The sequence below is a fragment of the Streptomyces sp. DH-12 genome, assembly GCF_002899455.1.
Taxonomy (GTDB): domain Bacteria; phylum Actinomycetota; class Actinomycetes; order Streptomycetales; family Streptomycetaceae; genus Streptomyces.
This window is the reverse complement of the sequence record NZ_PPFB01000001.1, coordinates 5574401-5596075: the sequence shown is the minus strand read 5'-3', so window position 1 is coordinate 5596075 and position 21675 is coordinate 5574401. Positions and strand designations below refer to the sequence as shown.

Below are 21675 nucleotides of genomic sequence, written 5' to 3'. Positions count from 1 at the left end.
CGCGGGGAACCGCGCGAACGACTACGGAGCGACCACGGGGGTGGGGCCGCGACCGGTGCCAGGGACGACTCAGGGGCGCCCACCGTGTCGGTGGGCGCCCCTGAGCCAGAAGCTACGAGGACCTCAGTGGCCGCCGCCCTGTTCGTCACGGCGCCGCTGCCACCGCTCCTCGATGCGGTCCATCATCGAACGACGCGCTCTGCTCTGGCGGCCGGCGCGCGGCGCGGCACTCGCACCGGCGGCCTGCTCACCCGGCTTGGGTGCCTTGCGCCATCCGGTCACCGCGAGTACGGCGCATCCCAGCATCACGAGGAAACCCACGACGCTGAGCCACACCTGCTGGGCGACCATACCGGCCATGAGGAGCGCAATACCTACGAGGAAGCCCGCGACCGCCTGGTAGACCCGTCGCCGGGTGTACGTACGCAGCCCGCTTCCCTCGAGCGCCGTCGCGAACTTGGGATCTTCGGCGTACAGCGCTCGCTCCATTTGCTCGAGCATGCGCTGCTCGTGCTCCGAGAGCGGCACGGAGTCCTCCTCATCGTGCAGTCGCCGGGGCGACCCGGGGGGTCCCTTCAGGATAGGCAGGGAATCGCCCCCGTGAAACCCGCCCCTCTGCGCCAATTGCCAACCGGTGTCCGCCATCACGCACCGGTCCGCTGAGGCTGTCATTCCCCGGCGGCCGACCCGTCATGCCGGGCGGTCTCCCTCGATCATACGGCTCCGAGCCGCCATTCGGGGGGCCTGTGGCACAGTCCATGCGCCCCGGGGCCGCCGGACGCGCCGCTGATCAGCGCCGTGTCACGGACGGCGGCTCACGCCTCGGCGGTCCCCCTGGCCCCACCGAGCACATGAAGCTGCGTGGCCACGGAGTGGAACGCGTCGAGCTCGGCCGCTGCGGCCTCCAGCTTCAGCAGCGCCTCCAGCGCTCCGGGCTCGGTGTCGACCAGCACTCCGGGGACGAGGTCCGAGAAGACCCGTACGCCGTGCACCGCGCCGACCTCCAGGCCCGCGCCGCGCACCAGCGCGGTGAGCTGGCCGGCGGTGAAGCGGCGCGGCACGGGGTCGCCCTCGCCCCATCGGCCGTTCGGGTCGCCGAGCGCCTGCCGGGCCTCCGTGAAGTGCCCGGCGAGGGCGCGGGCGAGCACCGCGCCGCCCAGGCCCGCGGCGAGCAGGCTCAGGACGCCGCCGGGGCGCAGGGCTGCCACCGTGTTGCGCACGCCCTCCGCCGGGTCGTCGACGTACTCCAGGACGCCGTGGCACAGCACGACGTCGTAGCCGCCGCGCTCGGCGACGTCGAAGAGGCCGCGGACGTCGCCCTGCACGCCGTGCACCCGGTCCGCGACGTCCTCCTCTGCGGCACGGCGCTCCAGGGCGAACAGGGCGTCGGGGCTGGGGTCCACGACGGTCACCCGGTGACCGAGCCGGGCCAGGGGCACGGCGAAGTTGCCGCTGCCGCCGCCGGTGTCGAGGACGTCCAGGGCCTGCCGTCCGGTGGCCTTGACCCGGCGTTCCAGGGCGTCCTGGAGGACGTCCCAGACAACGGCGGTACGGAGAGCGGCGCGGGGGCGCATCGGGTCCGGCACGGTGGTGACTCCTCGGCGGGGCACCGCCTGGGGTGGGGCGGGGCGATCGGGTTTCAGGCGCTGTCCACCCTATGGCCTGCGCGGCGCCCCGCCCTCACCCGGTGGCGCCCCGGTCAGCCCGCGTCGGGCAGGCCGCCGCGCGGGGTGGTGTCCGGGCCGTCCTGGTCGGGGCGGGACTGGGGCAGCACCGGCTGGAGCACCAGCATCCGCTCGACCAGCCGCAGGAACATCGCCACGTCCCGGATCAGGTCGTCGGCGTCCCGCACGGTCGCCGCGCCCTGGATGCCCGCCTCGGCCCGGGCGCGGCGCTGCGCCCCGGAGGCGAAGAGAGCGCTCCACTCGGTGAGTTCGGGCGCGATCTCCGGGAGCACCTCCCACGCGCTTCGTATCTTCGCCCGCGCCCGGGGCGAGGTCTCGGGCCTGCCCCGGGCGGCGAGCACGGCGGCGGCGGTGCGCAGGGCGGCCAGGTGGGCCATGGCGTAGCGCTCGTTGGGGGTGTCGAGGACGGCGGCCTCGTCGAGTCCGGCGCGGGCCTGGGCGAGCAGGTCGAGGGCGGCCGGCGGGGCCGTGGCGCGGCGCAGCACGGGGTGGATGTCGCTCGCCGGGCCGTTGTTCAGTGAGGGGGCAGGGCCGGTTGCGCGGCGCCGACGGGCGGCTGCTGCGGACGAGTGGGCCATGACGAACCTCCTGTCGTCTTCGTGACGGCACGCCATGAGGCAAGTGCCGTATGTGCACATCGTGCGGTATGGCACTGACAATCCGTTCTGACCTGCGACGTTGCCCCGCTCGCCCGTTCGAGCTAGCTTTTGCACTGACCAGTCAGTTCAAAAGTTCCAGGGGGACTCGTGGACGATCCGAGCGGACTCGCCGTCGTGGCCGACGGCCTCGGCCTGAGGGGGCCACGGGGGTGGGCCTTCCGCGACGTCTCGGTCCACGCCGGGCCCGGTGCGCTGATCGCGGTGACGGGACCGTCCGGCACGGGCCGCACCTGTCTGCTGCTCGCGCTCACCGGACGCATGAGGCCGACGGAGGGGCGGGCCGTCGTCGGCGGGCTGGAACTGCCCCGGCGCATGGCCGCCGTACGCCGCCGCAGCGGCCTGGCGCACGTCGCCGGGGTGACCGACCTCGACCCGGCGTTCACCGTGGCCGAGCACCTGCGCGAGCGGGAGCTGCTGCGGCGCCGCTTCGGGGACGCGCTCCCCCGGCCCCGGCGGTTGCTGCGCCCGCGCGCCGAGCGGCGGCGGGAGCGGCGCCGGCACATCGAGGAGGCGCTGGCCACCGCCGGGCTGGACCCGGCGGCCCTGCCCAAGGGCGAGCGGACCGCGGTGCGGGACCTGGAGCGGGTGGAGGCGCTGCGGCTGTCGCTGGCGCTGGCGTTGCTGGGGCGTCCCCGGCTGCTCGGGATCGACGACACCGACCTGAAGCTGTCGTCCGCCGAGCGGGACGAGGTGTGGGGCCTGCTGCGGTCCGTCGCGGACACGGGCGTCACGGTGCTGGCCGTGTGCAGCGAGCCGCCGTCCGGCGCGGTGGTCGTGCGCACCGGCGCCGGCCGGTCCGGCACGGGGGCCGACGAGCCCGCCGCTCCCGCCGGCGACGAGCCGGGCGCCTCCCCCGCCGGCACGGCAGCGGACCCCGGCGCCCCGGCAGCGGACCCCGCCGGACCGGCGCCGGCCCCGGCGCCCGCCGGGACGGGACAGCCGAGGCCGACAGCCCCTGCGCAGCCGCCCACGCCGCTGCCGACAAGGCCGGCGAGACCCACGGGACCCACGGGACCCACGGGACCGACGCCACCGGCCGCTCCCCCGCCGACCACGCCGGGAAGGAGGCCGCCGACGATGCGATCGCCACGACTGGCCGCCCTTGAGCTGCGGCGTTTCGGGCGCGGCACCCTCCCGCGCGCGGCGCTCGTCGCCCTGCTGGTGCTGCCCCTGCTCTACGGCGCCCTGTACCTGTGGTCGTTCTGGGACCCGTACGGCCGTCTCGACCGGATCCCCGTGGCCCTCGTGAACGAGGACAGGGGCGCGACCGCGGACGGCGAGCGGATCACGGCCGGCGACGACATCGCGGAGGGTCTGCACGACAGCTCCGCCTTCGACTGGCGGGAGGTGAGCGAGGAGGAGGCCAGGCGCGGGGTCGAGGACGGCACGTACTACCTGTCGCTGACGGTGCCCGCCGACTTCAGCCGCCGCATCGCCTCCAGTTCGGGCGACTCCCCCGAGACCGGCGCGCTGCGGGTGCGCACCAACGACGCGAACAACTACATCGTCGGGCAGATCTCCCGGACGGTGTTCGGCGAGGTGCGGCGGGCGGCGTCCACCAGGACCTCCCGCTCCTTCCTGGACCGGATCTTCGTCTCCTTCTCCGGCCTCCACGGCGAGACCGTGAAGGCGGCGCAGGGCGCCGACGAGCTGAACGGGGGCATCGGCGAGGCGGAGAAGGGCTCCAAGGACCTCGTCGACGGGCTGCGGGACGCCCGCTCGGGCAGCGGCAAGCTGTCCAAGGGGCTGAAGGACCTCCACAAGGGCGCGGGCGCCCTGGAGGACGGCTCCGGGAAGGTCGCGGACGGCACGCGCCGGCTCGTCGAGAAGGTGAACGCGCTGAACGCCGGGGCGGGCCCGTTCCTGAAGAAGAACGAGAAGGCCGTCGGCGAGACGGCCCGGCTCGTCGCCGACGGGGCGGGACGGCTGCGGGACGACCTGGACGCACTGGTGGAGAAGGCGCCGGCCGCCGCGAAGGACGCCCATGAGGCGTCCGGCACCCTGGACACGCTCCACCGCGAGCGCTGCGAGGACGCCGACGCGCCCGACCCCGCCTGTCCGGACCTGGAGAAGGCCGAGGAGGCGGCGGCGGCCGCCTCGTCCGTCGCCGACGACGTCAACGGCCTGGTGACCTCCCGCCACGCCGACCTGAAGAAGCTCGACGGGCAGCTCGCCACCCTGGAGAAGCAGGCGCGTGCGCTGGCCGGGCGCGCCCCGCGCCTCTCCGAGGACCTCGAGGACGCCGTCAGCCGCGTCGGCAAGCTCGACACGGGCGCCCGCAAGGTCGCGGCGGGGGCGAAGAAGCTGCACGAGGGACTCGCCACCGCCGAGACGGGCGCCCGGAACCTGGACAAGGGCGTCGGCAGGCTGAAGACGGGCGCGGACGACCTCAGCGGCGGGCTCTTCGAGCTGGCCGACGGTTCCGAGGAGCTGGCCGGCGGTCTGCACGAGGGCGCCGAGAAGATCCCCGACTACGACGAGCAGGACCGCGACCGGCGCACCGAGGTGATGGCCGACCCCGTGCGGCTGGTCTCCCACGACCTGCACAAGGCGCCCGATTACGGCACCGGTTTCGCCCCGTACTTCATCCCGCTGTCACTGTGGGTGGGCGCGATGGTGGCGTACATGCTGATCGCGCCGATGAACCGGCGGGCGCTCGCGGCAGGCGCCTCCGCCTGGCGGATCGCGCTGGCGGGCTGGCTGCCGGTGGCGGCGATCGGGGTGCTGCAGACGGTGGCGCTGATGTCGGTGCTGCACTGGGGGCTCGGCCTGCGGATGGCGCGGGCGGCCGGCACGGTGGGCTTCCTGTTCCTGGTCACGGCGTGCTTCGCGGCGATCGTGCAGTGGCTGAACGCCCGCTTCGGCGCGGCCGGCCGGATCCTGGTGCTGGCGCTGCTGATGCTCCAGCTCACCTCGGCGGGCGGCACGTACCCCGTGCAGACCAGTCCGGACTTCTTCAACGCGCTGCATCCGTTCCTGCCGATGACGCACGTCGTGGAGGCGCTGCGGCGGCTGATCACGGGCGGCGGGCTCGGCCCCGTGTGGACGGCCTGCGCCGTGCTGGCGGCGTTCACGGCCGGGGCGCTCGCGCTGACCGCGCTGTCGGCCCGCCGCCGACAGGTGTGGACGCTCGACCGGCTGCACCCGGAGCTGAGCCTGTGAACGGACGGACGGGCGCTCCTGTGAGAATCATGGCCATGGAACGCAGCAGCACCACGCCGGGCGGCAGCGCCCGCCGCGAGGCCACCCGGCAGAAGCTCTACGAGGCGGCCGTCACCCTCATCGCCGAGCAGGGGTTCTCCGCCACCACCGTGGACGAGATCGCCGAGCGGGCGGGCGTCGCGAAGGGCACCGTCTACTACAACTTCGCGAGCAAGTCGGTCCTCTTCGAGGAGCTGCTGCGGCACGGGGTCGGCCTGCTGACCGCCTCGCTGCGGGAGGCGGCCGAGCGGACGGCCCGGGAGGGCGGCTCCAAGGTCGACGCCCTGGACGCCATGATCCGCGCCGGACTGGTGTTCATCGACCGCTACCCGGCCTTCACGCAGCTCTACGTGGCCGAGCTGTGGCGCACCAACCGGGCCTGGCAGTCGACGCTGATGGTGGTGCGGCAGCAGGCCGTGGCGGTGGTCGAGGGCGTGCTGCGCGGGGGCGTGGCGGCCGGGGAGTTCAGCGAGGAGATCGACGTGCCGCTGACGGCGGCGGCACTGGTGGGCATGGTGCTGGTGGCGGCGCTGGACTGGAAGTCGTTCCAGCCGGAGCGGTCCCTGGACGACGTGCACGCGGCGCTGTCGCGGCTGCTGCAGGGGCGGGTCAGCGGCCGCCGCTGACGTCCGCCGCGGAAGTGAAGGCGCCGGTCCGCCGGTGGCCGCGTCCCCCGCGGGCCACCGGCCGGGCCGGCGCCTTCCGTTCCCCCGTACGTCCCCCCGTGGAACCCCCGTCGCGATCGTTCCCCCGGGTTCCCCCGTGCCTCGCTCCCGCCGACGGCGCCGGCGGAAGGAGCGGATCGCGGGCCGGCTCCCGTTCCGGCGCCCCGTGTCGCCGGTCCCGTGGGTCCGGGCCCCTCTCCGTGGCCTCCACTCTTCCGTTCGCGCCGGTCCGGGCCCATCCGCCGCCGTACTCATCTCGCCGGCTAGGTACGCGTACTCACGCCTGCGCACCCGGGCCCATCACGGTGTGCGCCCGGACGGTCGCGCCGCGGGGGCGCGGGTCCTCGGGGACGGGCCGTGACCTGCGGCGGATAAAGTCCCTGGCATGGCACGGATTGCGGTGATCGGCGCCGGCGCGGGCGCGCTGGCGGCCGCCGCCCGGCTGGCCGTCGCGGGCCACCGGGTGGCGGTGTACGAGCGGACGGAGACCTACGGCGGTGCGCTGCGCCGCCGGGAACGGGACGGGTTCGCCTTCGACACCGGTCCCGGGCTGCTGCCGCTGCCCGCCGTCTACCGCGACCTGTTCGTGAAGACGGGCCGGGAGCCGCTGGAGGAGTGCGTCGAGCTGGTGCAGGCCGACCCGTCGTCGCACCACGTCTTCGCGGACGGCACCCGGGTGTCCCTGCCGAACGCCTCGCGCGCGGGCGTGATCTCCGCGCTGGAGGAGGCGCTGGGCGCGGACGCGGCACGGCGCTGGGGCGACTTCCTGGTGCGGGCCCGCGAGGCCTGGGACCGGGCGCGCCGCCCGCTGCTGGAGGAGCCGCTGTGGCCCAACTGGGAGGTGCTGGCCGAACGCGAGCCCTACCCCGCGGTCCCGCACCGGCGGCTGCTGCGCACGCGCAAGGCGGCCACACTGGCCGAGGTGGGCGACTGGGAGCTGCGTGACCCGCGGCTGCGGGCACTGCTGGAGAGCCACGCCCTGGCGTTCGGGCTCGATCCCCGGACCACCCCGGCGAGCGCGGCGGTGCTGCCGTACATGGAGCACGCCTTCGGCACCTGGTACGTGCGCGGCGGGCTGCGGGAGCTGGCGCGGGCGGTGTACGAGCGGTGCCTGGCCCGCCGGGTGGAGTTCCGCTTCGGCGCGGAGGTCACCGCGGTGCTGGAGAAGGACGGCCGGGCGGCGGGTGTGGAACTCGCCGACGGGACGGCGGTGGAGGCGGACCTGGTGGTCGCGGGGGTGGACCCCGGCGCGCTGGAGCGGATGAGCGGCACGCGGCTGCGCGGGGAGGGCGAGGTGCCCGCCCGGCGGGACGGGGCGAGCCGGACGACGGTGCTGCTGGCGCTGCGCGGCGGCCGCCCGGAGGGCACCCCGCACCGGACGGTCGTGCACACCCGGGACCGCGAGGCGGAGCTGGACGCGCTGGCCGGCGCCGGGCTGCCCGCCGAGCCGACGGTGACGGTGCTGCGCCCGGACGACCCGGCGCTGGTCCCGGACGCCGGGCACGAGGCGGTGACGGTGACGGCGGTGACGCCCGCCGGGACGGCCGGCGTCGAGGAGTACGCGGAGCGGATGCTCACGGCCGCCGCGCGGGCCGTGCCGGATCTGCGGGACCGGCTGCTGTGGCACGAGGTGCGCACACCGCGGGACGTCGCGCGGGAGACGGGCGCGGAGGGCGGCGCGGTGCCGTCGCCGGCGCTCGCCGCGGCGGACGGCCGTTTCCTGCACGCGTCCAACAGCACGCGGCTGCCGGGTCTGTTCACCGTCGGCGGCTGGTCGCACCCCGGCGGCGGGCTGCCGCACGCCGGGATGTCAGGGGCGCTGGTGGCCGGACTCGTCGTCGAGGGGCCGGACTTCCGCGGCTCGCGGTGAACACGGGCCGCCGAAGGGGCGGTTGAGCGGGACCACGCGGGACCGCCCGGGACCGCCCGCCCGCTCAGAAGCGGTACTGCTCGTCGTACCCGCTGCCGTTGGCGCCCTGCTGCTGCCCGCCGTCCTGGTACGGGTACTGCTGCTCCGGCGGGAGTTCGCCGCCGTACGGGTCGTCGGTGCTGCGCTGCTGCGGCACCCACAGGCCGCCGGCCGGGGTCTCGCCGCCGTAGCCGCCCGTCGCGTACGGGTCCGGGGCCGCGTAGCCCTGCTGGGCGTACTGCTGGTCCGTGTAGCCCGTGTCGTACGCGCCGCCGTCGTACCCGGGGTTGCCGGTGTACGGCTCGGAGTACGCGGCGTACTGCTGGCCGGTGTCGTAGCCCTGCTGTCCGTAGCCGGAGTAGTCGTAGGCGTAGCCGGCGTCCGCGGTCTGCGCGGTCGCGGCGTACTGGTCCTGGCCGGCGTGGCCCTGCTCGCCGTAGACGCCGTAGGAGCCGGTGTCGTCGGGCATCGGCTGCGGTTCGTAGACGGCGGTGGTCTCCGCGGCCGTCTGCCGGTCGGACACGGGGGTGAAGACGTCGTCGTGGTCGTAGTCGTCGTCGGCGCCGTGACCGGCCGCCTCCGGGCGGGGGTCGAACGCGTCGGCGCGGTCGCCGGACGCCTCGAGGCCGCTGACCTCCAGCGTCGGTTCCTCGCGTTTGCGGCCGCGGCCCTTGGCGGCGGACAGCATCGGCGCGTTGACCGCCCAGCCGGCCTGGAAGCCGCGGCGGAACGACAGCGTGACGTAGGTCTGCCCGACGGCGAAGGCCGCGGCGCCCAGTCCGATCACCACCACGGACGGGATCAGCACGCCGAACACGACGCCGAGGAACCCGACGAAGGCGAGCAGCCGCCAGCGCAGGCGTGCCTTGTACTGCAGCAGCACCTCACCCAGCAACCACAGCGCGACGATGCCGAACGCGATGTAGAGGACCGCCCAGCCCATGTACGCCCCTCTCCCAGTGGTCGTTACGCAGTGTGTCGTATGCGCGTGCGACCGGTCTAGGTCTGCGGCGGGTGGTGCAGACCCAGGTTCTCGTAGATTTCCAGCGTCGCCGTGGAGTTGTTGAGCGTGATGAAGTGCAGACCGGGCACTCCTTCGGCCAGCAGCCTCGCGCAGAACTCCGTGGCGAAGTCGATACCGATGGAGCGTACCGCCGCCGGATCGTCCTTCGCTGCGAGGATCCGCTCTTTGAGGGCGTCGGGGAAGGCCGCGTTGCTGAGCTTCGGCAACCGTTCCAGCATCTTCACGCTGGTCACGGGCATGACCTCGGGGATCACGGGCGTCTCGCAGCCCGCCGCGTCGACTCGGTCACGCAGCCGCAGGTACGACTCGGGCCGGAAGAACATCTGGGTGATCGCGTAGTCCGCGCCGGCCCGGCACTTGTCGACGAAGCGGGCGACGTCGGTGTCCCAGTCGCTGGACCGCGGGTGCATCTCCGGGAAGGCGGCGACGCCGACGCAGAAGTCGCCCGACTCCTTGATGAGGCGCACCAGTTCGGCCGCGTAGGTCAGGCCCTGGGGGTGCGGCACCCACTCGCCCATCGGGTCGCCGGGCGGGTCGCCGCGCACGGCGAGCATGTTGCGGATCCCGGCGTCGGCGTACTGGCCGATGATGTTGCGCAGTTCGGCGACGGAGTGCTCCACCGCGGTGAGGTGCGCGACCGGGGTGAGGGTGGTGTCGGCGGCGATCCGCTCGGTCGCCTTCACCGTGCCGGCGCGGGTGGAACCGCCCGCGCCGTAGGTGACGGAGACGAAGCTGGGCGCGACGGCCTCGATCCTGCGGAGCGCGTTCCAGAGGTTCCGCTCGCCCTTCTCCGTCTTGGGGGCCCAGAACTCGAACGAGTACGTCGTCCTCCCGGTGGCGAGCATGTCGCGCACGGTGCGTGCGCGGTCCGTCCTGGTGGATGCGGTTCCGAGGGCCATACGGGCAGCGTAGCCACGGGTCGGCGGCCCCCCAACCAGAAGCGAGATATTTGTCTGATTTGCCGACTTGCCGTCCACAATGTGGACAGACTTGAGACGGCGGCCCCCGCCGCGCCGGTCAGCCGGCCTCCGCCGCCTCCCGCACACGGCGTGCCAGCTCGGCGGCCGCGGCGCCGGGATCGCCGGCCTCGGTGAGGGCGCGGACCACGACCACCCGGCGGGCGCCGGCGTCCAGCACCTGGTCGAGGGTGGTGAGGTCGATGCCGCCGATGGCGAACCAGGGGCGGTCGGTGCCGAGCCCGGCGGCGTACCGGACGAGGTCCAGGCCGGGGGCGGGGCGACCGGGCTTGGTGGGCGTGGGCCAGCAGGGTCCGGTGCAGAAGTAGTCCACGCCGGGCTGGACGGCGGCCGCGGCGGCCTCCGGCTCGGCGTGGGTGGAGCGGCCGATCAGGATCTCGTCGCCGAGGATCGCGCGGGCGGCGGGGACGGGCAGGTCGCCCTGGCCGAGGTGGAGGACGTCGGAGCCCGCGGCGTGGGCGACGTCGGCGCGGTCGTTGACCGCGAGCAGCTTGCCGTGGCGGGCGCAGGCCTCGGCGAGGACCGCCAGGTGCTCCAGCTCCTCGGCGGCCTCCATGCCCTTGTCGCGCAGCTGCACGACGTCGACGCCGCCGGCGAGCACGGCGTCCAGGAACTCCGGCAGGTCGCCCTGCCGCTTGCGGGCGTCGGTGCAGAGGTAGACGCGGGCGTCGGCGAGCCGGGCGCGCGGGCTGTCGGTCATGGGGTCCCCCCGGGTTCGTCTCGGCGGCACACGGGCCGGGCGGACCCGCGCTGCCGGCGGCCCGGCCCGCCTCGGGCCGGACCTGCCGCCGGAACCCTATGCGGTGCCTCATGAGCACCGCACGGCGGTTCGGCCCCGGGAGCCCGGCGGCCCGGGCGCGCGGCACACCCCGCGCCCACCGGACCCGCACACGAGAACTCGCCGGCACGAGGGGCGGGCAGGGCCCGGCGCCGGTGTCGGTGTCGGGCGCGACAGGCCCACGGCCCCGCGCCCGCGGAACCCGCACGCGGGAGTCCGCGGCCGGGGCGGTGGGCCCCGGCCGCCGGAAACGGTGCTCGGACAGGGGCGGGCGCGGTCAGACCGCGAGGGCCTGGGCCCGGCGCTTCACCTCCGTGCCGCGGTTCTCCGCGAGGGCCTGGGCGGGCGTGCCCGGCAGGCTGGGGTCGGGGGTGAAGAGCCACTCCAGCATCTCTTCGACCGTGAAGCCGTCGTCCCGCAGGAGCGTCAGGGTTCCGGTCAGGCCCTTGACGACCTTGTCCCCGTCGATGAAGGCGGCGGGGACGTGCAGCGCGCGGTTCTCCCCCCGGCGCACGGCGATGAGCTGGCCCTCCTTGACCAGCTGCCGGACGCGCGTCACCTCGACGCCGAGCTTCTCGGCGATGTCGGGGAGGGTGAGCCAGGCGGGGACGAGAGCATCGATCTTTGCGTCAATCTCGGTCACGGGACAAGCCTGCCACCTGCCACCGACAGTCGGAAGCCAGCCCCGTCCCACCGGGCGGGCGCGTCGGCGGCGGACCCCGAACGGCGGGGTGTCAGACGGCCGCCGATCTCAGCGGCCGCGCCGGGTCGGCCACCCGCTCCGCGTCCATCGCGGCGCCCGCCTCGATCAGCCGCCGCCCCTGCGCCAGGTCCCGGGGCCGCCCGACGGCGAGCAGCGCGACCAGCCGGCCCCCGCGCAGCCAGCAGACGCTCCACGCCGGGTCGGAAGGGTTCCCGCGCCACACCGTGCGGTCCGCGTCCGCGTGGTGGCCGGCGTACTGCACGAACCGCCCGAACTGCTCGGACCAGAAGTACGGCACCGGGTCGTACACCTCGCGGCCCGCGGTCCCGCCGACGATGTTCGCGGCGACCGTGCGCGGCCCCTGCAGGGCGTTGTCCCAGTGGTGGACCAGCAGGCGCTCGCCGTAGCGGGCGGACGGGAAGGACGCGCAGTCGCCGACGGCGTACACATCGGGCAGGGAGGTCGCCAGGTGCGCGTCGGCGACGACCTCGCCGTGCGTCCCGAGGGCGATCCCGGACCCGGCCAGCCAGGCCGTGGCGGGGCGGGCGCCGATGCCGACGACCACCGCGCCGGCGGGCAGCCGGCCCCCGTCGTCGAGGAGCACGGCGCCGGGCTCGACGCCGCTCACGCGCGCGTGGGTGCGCAGGGTGACGCCGGCCTCCGCGTACCAGGCGGTCATCGGCGCGGCCACCTCCGCGGGCAGCACCCCCGCCAGCGGCCGCTCCTCGGCCTCCACGACGGTGACCGCGCAGCCCGCCTCGCGGGCCGCCGTGGCGAACTCCGCGCCGATCCAGCCCGCCCCCACCACCACGACGTCGTGGCGCGCGGCGAGCACCGGCCGCAGCCGCTCGGCGTCGTCCAGGGTGCGCAGCAGATGCACCCCGGGCACGCCCTCCGCGGCGGGCAGCCGCAGCGGTTCCGCGCCGGTGGCGATCACCAGCACGTCGTACGGGACGGGCCCGGCCTCCGTGTCCAGTTCGTGGTCGCCGGGGCGCAGGCCCGTCACCTCGCAGCCCAGCCGCAGTGCGATGCCGAGCTCCTCGAAGTCCACGTCGAAGGCGGAGCTCTCGGCGGTGCCCAGCAGCACCGCCTTGGACAACGGCGGCCGGTCGTACGGCTGGTGGGGTTCCGCCCCGATCAGCGTCACCTCGCCGGTGAAGCCCCGCTCCCGCAGCGCCGCCGCGGTCTGCACGCCCGCCATGCCCGCGCCCGCCACCACGACCCGGCGCGGCGCGGTCCCTCCCGGTTCCTGCGTCTGCTCGCTCACCCGCTCACCATAGACACCCGCGCCCGCCACGCCGGACCGCTGCCGGGCGGGGTCCCTTACGGGTGCGGCGCGGCGCGGGCTAGGGTGGCCGCGTACACGCACTCGCGGGAGTCCGGACGCACCGGGCTGAGAGGGAGGCTGGCGGCCTCCGACCGTACGAACCTGATCCGGGTCATGCCGGCGAAGGGAGGGGCTGGACGCCCATGTCGCCCACGCGTACCGCGGACGTCCTCGTCGTCGGGGGCGGGATCATCGGCCTGGTCACGGCCTGGCGGGCCGCGCAGGCCGGTCTCGCCACGGCCGTCGTGGACCCCGAGCCGGGCGGGGGCGCCGCCCGGGTGGCCGCCGGGATGCTGGCCGCCGTCACCGAACTGCACCACGGCGAGCAGACGCTGCTGGGCCTCAACCTGGCCTCGGCGCGCCGCTACCCCGGCTTCGCGGCCGAGCTGGCCGAGTGCACCGGCCAGGACCTCGGTTACCGCCGCTGCGGCACCCTCGCCGTGGCGCTGGACGCCGACGACCGCGCCCACCTGCGCGAGCTGCACGCCCTGCACCAGCGCTCCGGCCTGGACTCGCAGTGGCTGACCGGGCGGGAGTGCCGGCGCCTGGAGACGATGCTCGCGCCGGGCGTGCGCGGCGGGCTGCGGGTGGACGGCGACCACCAGATCGACCCGCGCCGGCTGGCGTCCGCGCTGCTGACCGCCTGCGAGCGGGCCGGCGTCGCCCTGCACCGCACCCGGGCCGAGCGGCTCGTCGTCCGCCGCGACCGCGCCACCGGCGTGGTCACGGCGGACGGCGGTGCGGCGGCCGCGGGCCAGGTGGTGCTGGCCGCGGGAAGCTGGAGCGGGCGGCTGGCGGGCGTCCCGCCGGAGGTGCTGCCGCCGGTGCGGCCGGTGAAGGGGCAGGTGCTGCGGCTGGCCATGCCGGACCGCCCCGAGCCGTTCCTGAGCCGCACGGTGCGGGCCGTGGTGCGCGGCAGCCACGTCTACCTGGTGCCGCGCGAGAGCGGTGAGCTGGTGATCGGCGCGACCAGCGAGGAGCTGGGCTGGGACACCACGGTCACCGCGGGAGGCGTCTACGAGCTGCTGCGCGACGCCCACGAGCTGGTGCCGGGCCTCACCGAGCTGCCGCTCACCGAGACGGCCGCCGGTCTGCGCCCCGGCTCCCCCGACAACGCGCCGCTGCTCGGCCCGACCGGCCTCGACGGGCTGCTGCTGGCCACCGGCCACCACCGCAACGGCGTGCTGCTGACGCCCGTGACCGGCGACGCCATGGCCCAGGTGCTGACCACCGGCGAGCTGCCCGAAGAAGCCCTCCCGTTCACCCCCCGGCGCTTCGGCGTCCCCGTCCTCGCGGAGCAGTCCGTATGAACGCCCCGGACCCCACGGTCACCGTCACCGTCAACGGCGAGCCCCGGCGGTTCCCGCCCGGCACGGCTCTCGACCTCGTCGTGAGGTCGCTCACCGCGGCCCCCTCGGGAGTGGCCGCCGCTCTCAACGAAACCGTCGTCCCGCGCGCGCAGTGGCCCGCCACCCCCCTGTCCGCAGGGGACCGGGTGGAGGTCCTCACCGCCGTCCAAGGAGGCTGACCATGGCCGACGATCCCTTCGTCCTGGGTGGCCGGACCTTCACGTCCCGGCTGATCATGGGCACCGGCGGGGCGCCGAGCCTCGACGTGCTGGAGCGGGCGCTGGTGGCGTCCGGCACCGAGCTGACGACCGTCGCCATGCGGCGGGTGGACCCCTCGGTGCAGGGGTCGGTGCTGTCGGTGCTGCGGAAGCTGGGCGTCGAGGTGCTGCCGAACACGGCCGGCTGTTTCACCGCCGGGGAGGCCGTGCTCACCGCGCGGCTGGCCCGGGAGGCGCTGGGCACGGACCTGGTGAAGCTGGAGGTCGTCGCGGACGAGCGGACCCTGCTGCCGGACCCGGTGGAGCTGCTGGACGCGGCGGAGACGCTGGTCGACGACGGGTTCACGGTGCTGCCGTACACCAACGACGACCCGGTGCTGGCGCGGAAGCTGGAGGACGTGGGCTGCGCGGCGGTGATGCCGCTGGGCTCGCCGATCGGGTCCGGTCTCGGCATCCGCAACCCGCACAACTTCGAGCTGATCGTGGAGCGGGCGGGCGTGCCGGTGATCCTGGACGCCGGGGCGGGCACCGCGTCCGACGCGGCGCTGGCGATGGAGCTGGGCTGCGCCGGCGTGATGCTGGCGTCGGCGGTGACCCGCGCCCAGGAGCCGGTGCTGATGGCGTCCGCGATGCGGAGCGCGGTGGAGGCGGGACGGCTCGCGCGGCGGGCGGGGCGCATCCCCCGGCGTCACTTCGCGCAGGCGTCCTCGCCGGCCGGGGGCCGGGCCGTGCTGGACCCGGAGAGGCCCGCCTTCTGACCCGCGGGACGGCCCGCGGCGGGACGCGGCCGGGTCGCACAGGTCACAGGTCCGCTCCAACGGTGGCCGACCGGGCCGGGGCTGTCGTCGCGGGCTCGTAGACTCGCTGCGTGGACACGACCCTTCAGGACCCGCTGGTCGGGCAGGTGCTCGACGGCCGTTACCGCGTCGACGCGCGGATCGCCGTCGGCGGGATGGCCACGGTCTACCGGGCCCTGGACGCCCGCCTCGACCGCGTCCTCGCGCTCAAGGTGATGCACCCCTCGCTGGCCTCCGACGCCGGCTTCGTGGAGCGCTTCATCCGCGAGGCCAAGTCCGTCGCCCGGCTGGCCCATCCCAACGTCGTCCAGGTCTTCGACCAGGGCGCCGACGGGGGGTACGTCTACCTGGCGATGGAGTACATCCCGGGCTGCACCCTGCGGGACGTGCTGCGGGAGCGCGGGGCGCTGCAGGCGCGGGCCGCGCTGGACATCCTGGAGCCGGTGCTGGCCGCGCTGGGCGCCGCCCACCGGGCCGGGTTCGTGCACCGCGACATGAAGCCGGAGAACGTGCTGATCGGGGACGACGGCCGGGTCAAGGTCGCCGACTTCGGGCTGGTCCGCGCGGTGGACACGGTCACCCGCGACAGCACGGGCACCGTGCTGGGCACGGTGTCGTACCTGGCGCCCGAGCAGATGGAGCACGGCACCGCCGACCCCCGCGTCGACGTGTACGCCTGCGGCATCCTGCTGTACGAGATGCTGACCGGGGAGAAGCCGCACGACGGTGACTCCCCCGCGATCGTCCTCTACAAGCACCTGCACGACGACGTGCCGCCGCCCTCGGCGGTGGTGCCCGGTCTGGCGCCCGCGCTGGACTCGCTGGTCGCGGCGGCGACCGCGCGCGACCCCGAGGCCCGCCCGGCCGACGCGGTGGCGCTGTTCGCCGTGGCCCGCGAGGTGCGTGGCCGGCTCACCGACGAGCAGCTCGACGCGATGCCCCCGCAGGCCCTCTCGGCGGAGCACGACAACGCCGGCGACCGCACCAGCGTCATCCCGCGCTCGCTCACCGTGCCGCGCCCCCTCCCCGTGAACGAGGACGAGGACGGCGGCGCGCACGCCGTGAACCGCACCAGCCGTCTGCAGTCCCCTCCGCCGCTCCCGCCCCGTCGCCGCACGGCGCTGCGCCGCGGGCCCGCGGCGGTCGTCGTGGCCGTGCTGCTGGTGCTGGGCCTGGGCGCGGGCGTCTGGTACATCAATTCCGGGCAGTTCACCGAGGTCCCGCCGCTGCTGTCGAAGACCGAGCAGGAGGCCCGGGACCGGCTCGCCGAGGCCGGGCTGGACGTCGGCGAGGTCGAGGAGGAGTACAGCGACACCGTCGAGCGGGGCAAGGTGATCAGCACCGACCCGGCGGTGGGCGCCCGCGTCCGCGGCAGCGCCTCGGTGTCGCTGACCGTGTCCCAGGGCCCGCGGACCGTCCGTGTGCCCGACCTGGACGGCTACCCGCTGGACAAGGCGCGGTCGCTGCTGGAGGACGAGGGCCTGGAGCCGGGCATGGTGACCCGTGCGTTCAGCGACTCCGTCGCCGAGGACTCGGTGGTCTCCACCGAGCCGGGCAAGGGCACCGAGGTCCGCGCGGGCTCCGCGGTGGCGCTGACGGTGAGCAAGGGCAGCCCGGTGGAGGTGCCCGACGTCACCGGCGACGACCCGGAGGACGCGCGCGCCGAACTGGAGGAGGCCGGGCTCGAGGTGGAGATCGCCGACGGGCGGGTCCACTCCGAGCACGACGCGGGCCGGGTGGCCCGGCAGTCCCCGGGCGCCGGCGGACAGGCCGCCGAGGGCGACACGGTCGCCCTCACGCTGTCCAAGGGCCCGGTGATGGTCGAGGTGCCGGACGTGGTCGGCGACAAGGCGGACGAGGCCCGGCGGAAGCTGGAGGAGGCCGGGTTCTCGGTGAAGGAGGACCGCGGTCTGCTGGGCCTGTTCCGCGACACGGTCAAGGACCAGTCGGTGGACGGCGGCGACACCGCGCCCGAGGGCTCGACGATCACGATCAGGATCGGCTGACGGCGGGGGCCGTCCGGGTGACGTGCGCGTCCGTGACACCCTTGACGGGTGAAGAGTCACCCGTCCGGCCCCGCCCGCAACCCGATCGGCAGCCACGTCCCCGTGGCCGGCGGTCTGCATTCCGTCGGCCTGTCCTACGCCCGTGACCTGGGGGCGGAGACCGTGCAGGTCTTCGTCGCCAACCCGCGCGGCTGGGCCACTCCGGCCGGCAGCCCCGCGCAGGACGAGGCGTTCCGCGCGGCCTGCGCCGAGGCGTCCATGCCGGCGTACGTGCACGCCCCCTACCTGATCAACTTCGGCTCCCACACCCCGGCGACCGTCGAGCGGTCGGCGGAGTCCCTGCGGCACTCGCTGCGCCGCGCCCGGGAGATCGGCGCGCTGGGCGTGGTGGTGCACACCGGCAGCGCGACCGGCGGACGCGAGCGGGCCGTGGCGCTCCGGCAGGTGCGGGAGCACATGCTGCCGCTGCTGGACGAGCTGACCCGCGACGACGACCCGTACCTGCTGCTGGAGCCGACCGCGGGCCAGGGCGCCTCGCTGTGCTCCCTGGTCGAGGACCTGGGCCCGTACTTCCGGGAACTGGACGCCCATCCGAGGCTCGGGGTGTGCCTGGACACCTGCCACGTCTTCGCCGCCGGGCACGACCTGGCCGCGCCCGGCGGCGCGCACCGCGCGCTGGACGAGCTGGTGGCGACCGTCGGCGCGGGCCGCCTGAAGCTGATCCACGCCAACGACTCGAAGGACGTCGTCGGCGCGCACAAGGACCGGCACGCCCCCATCGGGGCGGGACACATCGGCGAGGATCCGTTCCGGGCGCTGATGACGCACCCGGAGACCGCGGGCGTGCCGCTGGTCATCGAGACGCCCGGCGGCAAGGAGGGGCACGCGGCGGACGTGGAGCGGCTGAAGAAGCTCCGCGACGGCTGAGCCGTACGGGAGGTCAGAGCTCGGGGCCGTCCCCGGGTTCCTCCTGGTAGGAGTAGCGCTGCTCCCTCCAGGGGTCGCCGACGTTGTGGTAGCCGCGCTCCTCCCAGAAGCCCCGGCGGTCGGCGGTCATGTACTCCACCCCCCGGACCCATTTGGGGCCCTTCCACGCGTACAGGTGGGGCACGATCAGGCGCAGCGGGAAGCCGTGCTCGGCGGTGAGCAGCTCGCCGTCCTTGTGGGTGGCGAAGAGGGTGCGGTCGGACAGGAAGTCCGCGAGCCGCAGGTTGGAGCTGAAGCCGTACTCCGCCCACACCATCACATGGGTCACGTCGGGGGCGGGCGGGGCGATCTCCACGACGGTGCGCGCCGGGATCCCGCCCCACTCCGCGCCGACCATGCTGAACTTGGTCACGCAGTGCAGGTCGGCCTCGACGGTGGTGTACGGCAGCGCCGTGAACTCCTCGTGGTTCCAGCAGTGCTTCCCGCCGTCGGCGGTGGCGCCGAAGACACGGAACTCCCAGCGCTCCGGGCGGAACTTGGGGACGGGCCCGTAGTGGGTGACCGGCCAGCCCTTCTGGAGCCGCTGTCCCGGCGGGAGCCGGCGATCCGCCGCTCCTCGTGTCGCGCGCTCCCCCGTTTCGCGTTCCGCCGGCTGACCCATGTCTCCATCCTGACAGACCGGTGACCATGCTCCCGAACCGGGCTCCCGATATTCGGTCATTCGGGACCAAAAAGGGCTAAGTGTGGGATTACTTACTAAGTCAAGACTTACTGGACGATCTTACGCGCGGGTGTAATCATGCGCCCCGACCCGCACATTCCCCCCACGCGGAAGGAGCCCGTGTCATGCAGGGCGATCCCGAGGTCCTCGAGTTCCTCAACGAGCAGCTGACCGCCGAGCTGACGGCGATCAACCAGTACTTCCTGCATTCCAAGCTCCAGGACCACAAGGGCTGGACCAAGCTCGCCGAGTACACCCGCGCCGAGTCCTTCGACGAGATGCGCCACGCCGAGCTGCTCACGGACCGCATCCTGCTGCTCGACGGCCTGCCGAACTACCAGCGGCTGTTCCACGTCCGCGTCGGGCAGACCGTCACCGAGATGTTCCAGGCCGACCGCGAGATCGAGCTCGAGGCGATCGACCGGCTCCGCCGCGGCGTCGAGGTCATGCGCAACAAGAACGACATCACCTCGGCCAACGTCTTCGAGGCGATCCTGGCGGACGAGGAGCTCCACATCGACTACCTGGACACCCAGCTGGAGCTGATCGACAAACTGGGCGAGGCGCTCTACCTGTCGACGGTCATCGAGCAGTCCCAGCCGGACCCCTCGGGCCCCGGGACGCACGGCTTCAAGTCGCCCTGACGGCGCCGGGAGACCGCCTACGCGGCTTCCGGGACCTCCGCCGGGACCTCCGCCGCGAGCGGCCGCTCACCCTGGCCGACGAGCCGGCTCCGGGAGCATGCGCCGCGGCCGAGCAGCGCCTGGATGCGCCGGACGCAGCCGCCGCAGTCCGTGCCGGCCTTGCAGACGGAGGCGATCTGCCGGGGGGTGCAGGCGCCGGCTTCCGCGTGGCTCCTCACCTGTTCCTCGGTCACGCCGAAGCAGCTGCAGACGAACACGCGGGTCACCTCCCGACGAAGAGCTGGGTCGTGCCGTACCGACCCTCCGCCGGTGAGGCAAACCTAACCTTACCTGCGCCCTCGAAGGGCGCAAAAGGGGGGGTGGGGCGCGGTCCCGTGTGAGACACGCCCCACCCCCAACGCCGTCGGCCGGCTCAGCCGGTCACTGGTCCCGGTACATCTCCGCGACCAGGAACGCCAGGTCGAGCGACTGGCTGCGGTTCAGCCGCGGGTCGCACGCCGTCTCGTAGCGCTGGTGCAGATCGTCGACGAAGATCTCGTCGCCGCCGCCCACGCACTCGGTGACGTCGTCACCCGTGAGCTCCACATGGATGCCGCCCGGGTGGGTGCCCAGCTCCTTGTGGACCTCGAAGAAGCCCTTCACCTCGTCGAGCACGTCGTCGAAGCGGCGGGTCTTGTGCCCGGAGGCCGCCTCGAAGGTGTTGCCGTGCATCGGGTCCGTCACCCACGCCACGGTCGCGCCGGACGCGGTCACCTTCTCCACCAGCTCGGGGAGCCGGTCGCGGATCTTGTCCGCGCCCATCCGGACGACGAACGTCAGCCGGCCGGGCTCCCGCTCCGGGTCGAGGCGGTCGATGTACTGCAGCGCCTCCTCGGCCGTCGTGTTCGGGCCGAGCTTGATGCCGATCGGGTTGCGGATCCGCGAGGCGAACTCGATGTGCGCGTGGTCCAGCTGCCGGGTGCGCTCGCCGATCCACACCATGTGCGCCGACACGTCGTACAGCTGACCCGTGCGGGAGTCCACGCGGGTGAGCGCCGACTCGTAGTCGAGCAGCAGCGCCTCGTGCGACGAGAAGAACTCGACGGTCTTGAACTCCTCCGGATCCGCGCCGCAGGCCCGCATGAAGTTCAGCGCCTGGTCGATCTCCCGGGCCAGCTGCTCGTAGCGCTGGCCGGACGGCGAGGACTTCACGAAGTCCTGGTTCCAGGCGTGCACCTGGCGCAGGTCGGCGTAACCGCCGGTGGTGAAGGCGCGCACCAGGTTCAGCGTGGACGCCGACGCGTGGTACATGCGCTTCAGCCGCTCGGGGTCCGGGACCCGGGCCTCCTCGGTGAACTCGAAGCCGTTCACCGAGTCGCCGCGGTACGTCGGCAGCGTCACGCCGTCGCGGGTCTCGGTCGGCTTGGAGCGCGGCTTGGAGTACTGCCCCGCGATCCGCCCGACCTTCACCACGGGCACGGAGGCCGCGTAGGTGAGGACGGCGCCCATCTGGAGCAGGGTCTTGAGCTTCGCCCGGATGTGCTCGGCGGACACCGCGTCGAACGATTCGGCGCAGTCACCGCCCTGGAGCAGGAACGCCTCGCCTCGGGCGACCGCCGCCATACGGGCGCGCAGCTGGTCGCACTCGCCGGCGAACACCAGCGGGGGATACGTCTCCAGCTCGGCGATCACATCGCGCAGAGCCTGGGCATCCGGGTACTCGGGCTGCTGCGCCGCGGGCAGGTTCCGCCATGTCGCCTGTGCGGCGACGCTCAGAGAATCAGCGTTCACGGTCACGGGCTCCACAGTACGCGGTCGCTTCGCGTGCCTTTCGCCCCGCTCATCCAGTGAGACGGCTCCGTCCGGCCGGGCGGGCGGGACCGGAACCGGCCGTTCCCGCGCCGGCGGGGAGCGTCCTGGGCGCCGACGCCCACGCGTCACGGGCGGGATCGTGTAGCGTGCCGTCCATGTTCGCGCACTCGACCCGCACCTGGTGGTGGACCGCTTCTCCGGCGGCCCACTGACTGCGCGTACGCACCGACTTCGCGAAGGCCGCCCGAGGGGCGGCCTTCGGTGGTTTCCGGGGCCGTTCCTCACCGCTCACGA

At 74.4% G+C, this 21675-nt stretch carries 21 protein-coding genes, 1 pseudogene and 1 riboswitch; of the genes and pseudogenes, 11 read left to right on the top strand and 11 right to left on the bottom strand.

The genetic code is table 11. The annotated features are described in order from the left end of the window. Positions 1 to 123: 123 nt before the first annotated feature. The 3 genes from C1708_RS24100 to C1708_RS24090 all read right to left on the bottom strand — a co-directional run bounded on the left by C1708_RS24100 (position 124) and on the right by C1708_RS24090 (position 2263). A complete protein-coding gene (locus C1708_RS24100) occupies positions 124 to 528 on the bottom strand; it encodes an SCO2097 family morphological protein (RefSeq protein WP_106416469.1) in 405 nt (134 codons plus the stop codon). A gap of 287 nt (positions 529 to 815) precedes the next feature. Beyond that, positions 816 to 1586 (bottom strand): methyltransferase, encoded by a 771-nt coding sequence (locus tag C1708_RS24095; RefSeq protein ID WP_198602579.1) that lies wholly within the window; start codon positions 1584 to 1586, stop codon positions 816 to 818. Between the two features lie 113 nt (positions 1587 to 1699). Further along, positions 1700 to 2263: an SAV_6107 family HEPN domain-containing protein gene (locus C1708_RS24090; RefSeq protein ID WP_106414623.1), complete on the bottom strand. Its 564-nt coding sequence runs from the start codon at positions 2261 to 2263 to the stop codon at positions 1700 to 1702. 168 nt (positions 2264 to 2431) lie between these two features. Here C1708_RS24090 and C1708_RS35215 point away from each other — a divergent pair. From C1708_RS35215 to C1708_RS24075, 4 genes and pseudogenes are all read left to right on the top strand, one after another. Then, positions 2432 to 2986, top strand: a pseudogene (locus tag C1708_RS35215) (ATP-binding cassette domain-containing protein); the annotation flags it as partial. A gap of 435 nt (positions 2987 to 3421) precedes the next feature. Beyond that, positions 3422 to 5506: a YhgE/Pip domain-containing protein gene (locus tag C1708_RS24085; protein ID WP_198602741.1), complete on the top strand. Its 2085-nt coding sequence runs from the start codon at positions 3422 to 3424 to the stop codon at positions 5504 to 5506. Between the two features lie 35 nt (positions 5507 to 5541). Next, the gene (locus C1708_RS24080) at positions 5542 to 6171 is read left to right on the top strand and encodes a TetR/AcrR family transcriptional regulator (RefSeq protein ID WP_106416467.1); all 630 of its coding nucleotides are present in this window, start codon (positions 5542 to 5544) and stop codon (positions 6169 to 6171) included. 424 nt (positions 6172 to 6595) lie between these two features. Next, positions 6596 to 8080 (top strand): phytoene desaturase family protein, encoded by a 1485-nt coding sequence (locus C1708_RS24075; RefSeq protein WP_106414621.1) that lies wholly within the window; start codon positions 6596 to 6598, stop codon positions 8078 to 8080. 64 nt (positions 8081 to 8144) lie between these two features. On the opposite strand, the gene C1708_RS24070 is transcribed toward C1708_RS24075, so the two are convergent. The 5 genes from C1708_RS24070 to C1708_RS24050 form a co-directional block, all read right to left on the bottom strand. After that, a complete protein-coding gene (locus tag C1708_RS24070) occupies positions 8145 to 9062 on the bottom strand; it encodes an SCO2102 family sporulation regulator (protein WP_106414620.1) in 918 nt (305 codons plus the stop codon). 56 nt (positions 9063 to 9118) lie between these two features. Further along, positions 9119 to 10042, bottom strand: coding sequence for a methylenetetrahydrofolate reductase [NAD(P)H] (metF, locus tag C1708_RS24065; RefSeq protein WP_106414619.1), 924 nt, complete (start codon positions 10040 to 10042; stop codon positions 9119 to 9121). A 118-nt stretch (positions 10043 to 10160) separates the two neighbouring features. After that, positions 10161 to 10820, bottom strand: a complete 660-nt coding sequence (thiE, locus tag C1708_RS24060; RefSeq protein ID WP_106414618.1) for a thiamine phosphate synthase — start codon at positions 10818 to 10820, stop codon at positions 10161 to 10163. Between the two features lie 355 nt (positions 10821 to 11175). Then, positions 11176 to 11541, bottom strand: coding sequence for an Rv2175c family DNA-binding protein (locus C1708_RS24055; RefSeq protein ID WP_006131264.1), 366 nt, complete (start codon positions 11539 to 11541; stop codon positions 11176 to 11178). A 91-nt stretch (positions 11542 to 11632) separates the two neighbouring features. After that, positions 11633 to 12868 (bottom strand): NAD(P)/FAD-dependent oxidoreductase, encoded by a 1236-nt coding sequence (locus C1708_RS24050; protein ID WP_106414617.1) that lies wholly within the window; start codon positions 12866 to 12868, stop codon positions 11633 to 11635. A gap of 94 nt (positions 12869 to 12962) precedes the next feature. Beyond that, a riboswitch (TPP riboswitch) is annotated at positions 12963 to 13074 on the top strand. Between C1708_RS24050 and thiO the strand changes: the two genes are divergently transcribed. The 5 genes from thiO (at position 13072) to C1708_RS24025 (ending at position 18225) form a co-directional block, all read left to right on the top strand. Further along, on the top strand, positions 13072 to 14238 hold the full coding sequence (thiO, locus tag C1708_RS24045; RefSeq protein WP_106414616.1) for a glycine oxidase ThiO: 1167 nt from the start codon (positions 13072 to 13074) through the stop codon (positions 14236 to 14238). (Overlaps the previous riboswitch by 3 nt.) Beyond that, positions 14235 to 14456, top strand: coding sequence for a sulfur carrier protein ThiS (thiS, locus tag C1708_RS24040; protein WP_106414615.1), 222 nt, complete (start codon positions 14235 to 14237; stop codon positions 14454 to 14456). Before thiO ends, thiS begins: the two co-directional genes overlap by 4 nt. Before the next feature lie 2 nt (positions 14457 to 14458). Continuing rightward, on the top strand, positions 14459 to 15253 hold the full coding sequence (locus C1708_RS24035) for a thiazole synthase (protein ID WP_106414614.1): 795 nt from the start codon (positions 14459 to 14461) through the stop codon (positions 15251 to 15253). A gap of 110 nt (positions 15254 to 15363) precedes the next feature. Further along, positions 15364 to 17298: a Stk1 family PASTA domain-containing Ser/Thr kinase gene (gene pknB / locus C1708_RS24030; RefSeq protein ID WP_106414613.1), complete on the top strand. Its 1935-nt coding sequence runs from the start codon at positions 15364 to 15366 to the stop codon at positions 17296 to 17298. Between the two features lie 48 nt (positions 17299 to 17346). After that, on the top strand, positions 17347 to 18225 hold the full coding sequence (locus tag C1708_RS24025) for a deoxyribonuclease IV (RefSeq protein ID WP_106414612.1): 879 nt from the start codon (positions 17347 to 17349) through the stop codon (positions 18223 to 18225). Positions 18226 to 18238: 13 nt separating this feature from the next. Here C1708_RS24025 and C1708_RS24020 read toward each other — a convergent pair whose 3' ends face one another. Next, positions 18239 to 18886, bottom strand: coding sequence for a sulfite oxidase-like oxidoreductase (locus C1708_RS24020; protein WP_106414611.1), 648 nt, complete (start codon positions 18884 to 18886; stop codon positions 18239 to 18241). 185 nt (positions 18887 to 19071) lie between these two features. Here C1708_RS24020 and bfr point away from each other — a divergent pair, with 185 nt between their 5' ends. Then, a complete protein-coding gene (gene bfr, locus C1708_RS24015) occupies positions 19072 to 19590 on the top strand; it encodes a bacterioferritin (protein ID WP_106414610.1) in 519 nt (172 codons plus the stop codon). Positions 19591 to 19607: 17 nt separating this feature from the next. On the opposite strand, the gene C1708_RS24010 is transcribed toward bfr, so the two are convergent. Both C1708_RS24010 and C1708_RS24005 read right to left on the bottom strand, forming a co-directional pair. Next, positions 19608 to 19847, bottom strand: coding sequence for a (2Fe-2S)-binding protein (locus C1708_RS24010; protein ID WP_198602578.1), 240 nt, complete (start codon positions 19845 to 19847; stop codon positions 19608 to 19610). 163 nt (positions 19848 to 20010) lie between these two features. Then, positions 20011 to 21366, bottom strand: coding sequence for a class II 3-deoxy-7-phosphoheptulonate synthase (locus tag C1708_RS24005; protein WP_106414608.1), 1356 nt, complete (start codon positions 21364 to 21366; stop codon positions 20011 to 20013). On the opposite strand from C1708_RS24005, the gene C1708_RS35955 reads away from it, so the two are divergent. After that, positions 21321 to 21593 carry a trp operon leader peptide gene (locus C1708_RS35955; protein WP_106414607.1) on the top strand — a complete coding sequence of 91 codons (273 nt, stop codon included), beginning with the start codon at positions 21321 to 21323 and terminating at the stop codon, positions 21591 to 21593. The genes C1708_RS24005 and C1708_RS35955 overlap by 46 nt on opposite strands. Positions 21594 to 21675 lie beyond the last annotated feature (82 nt).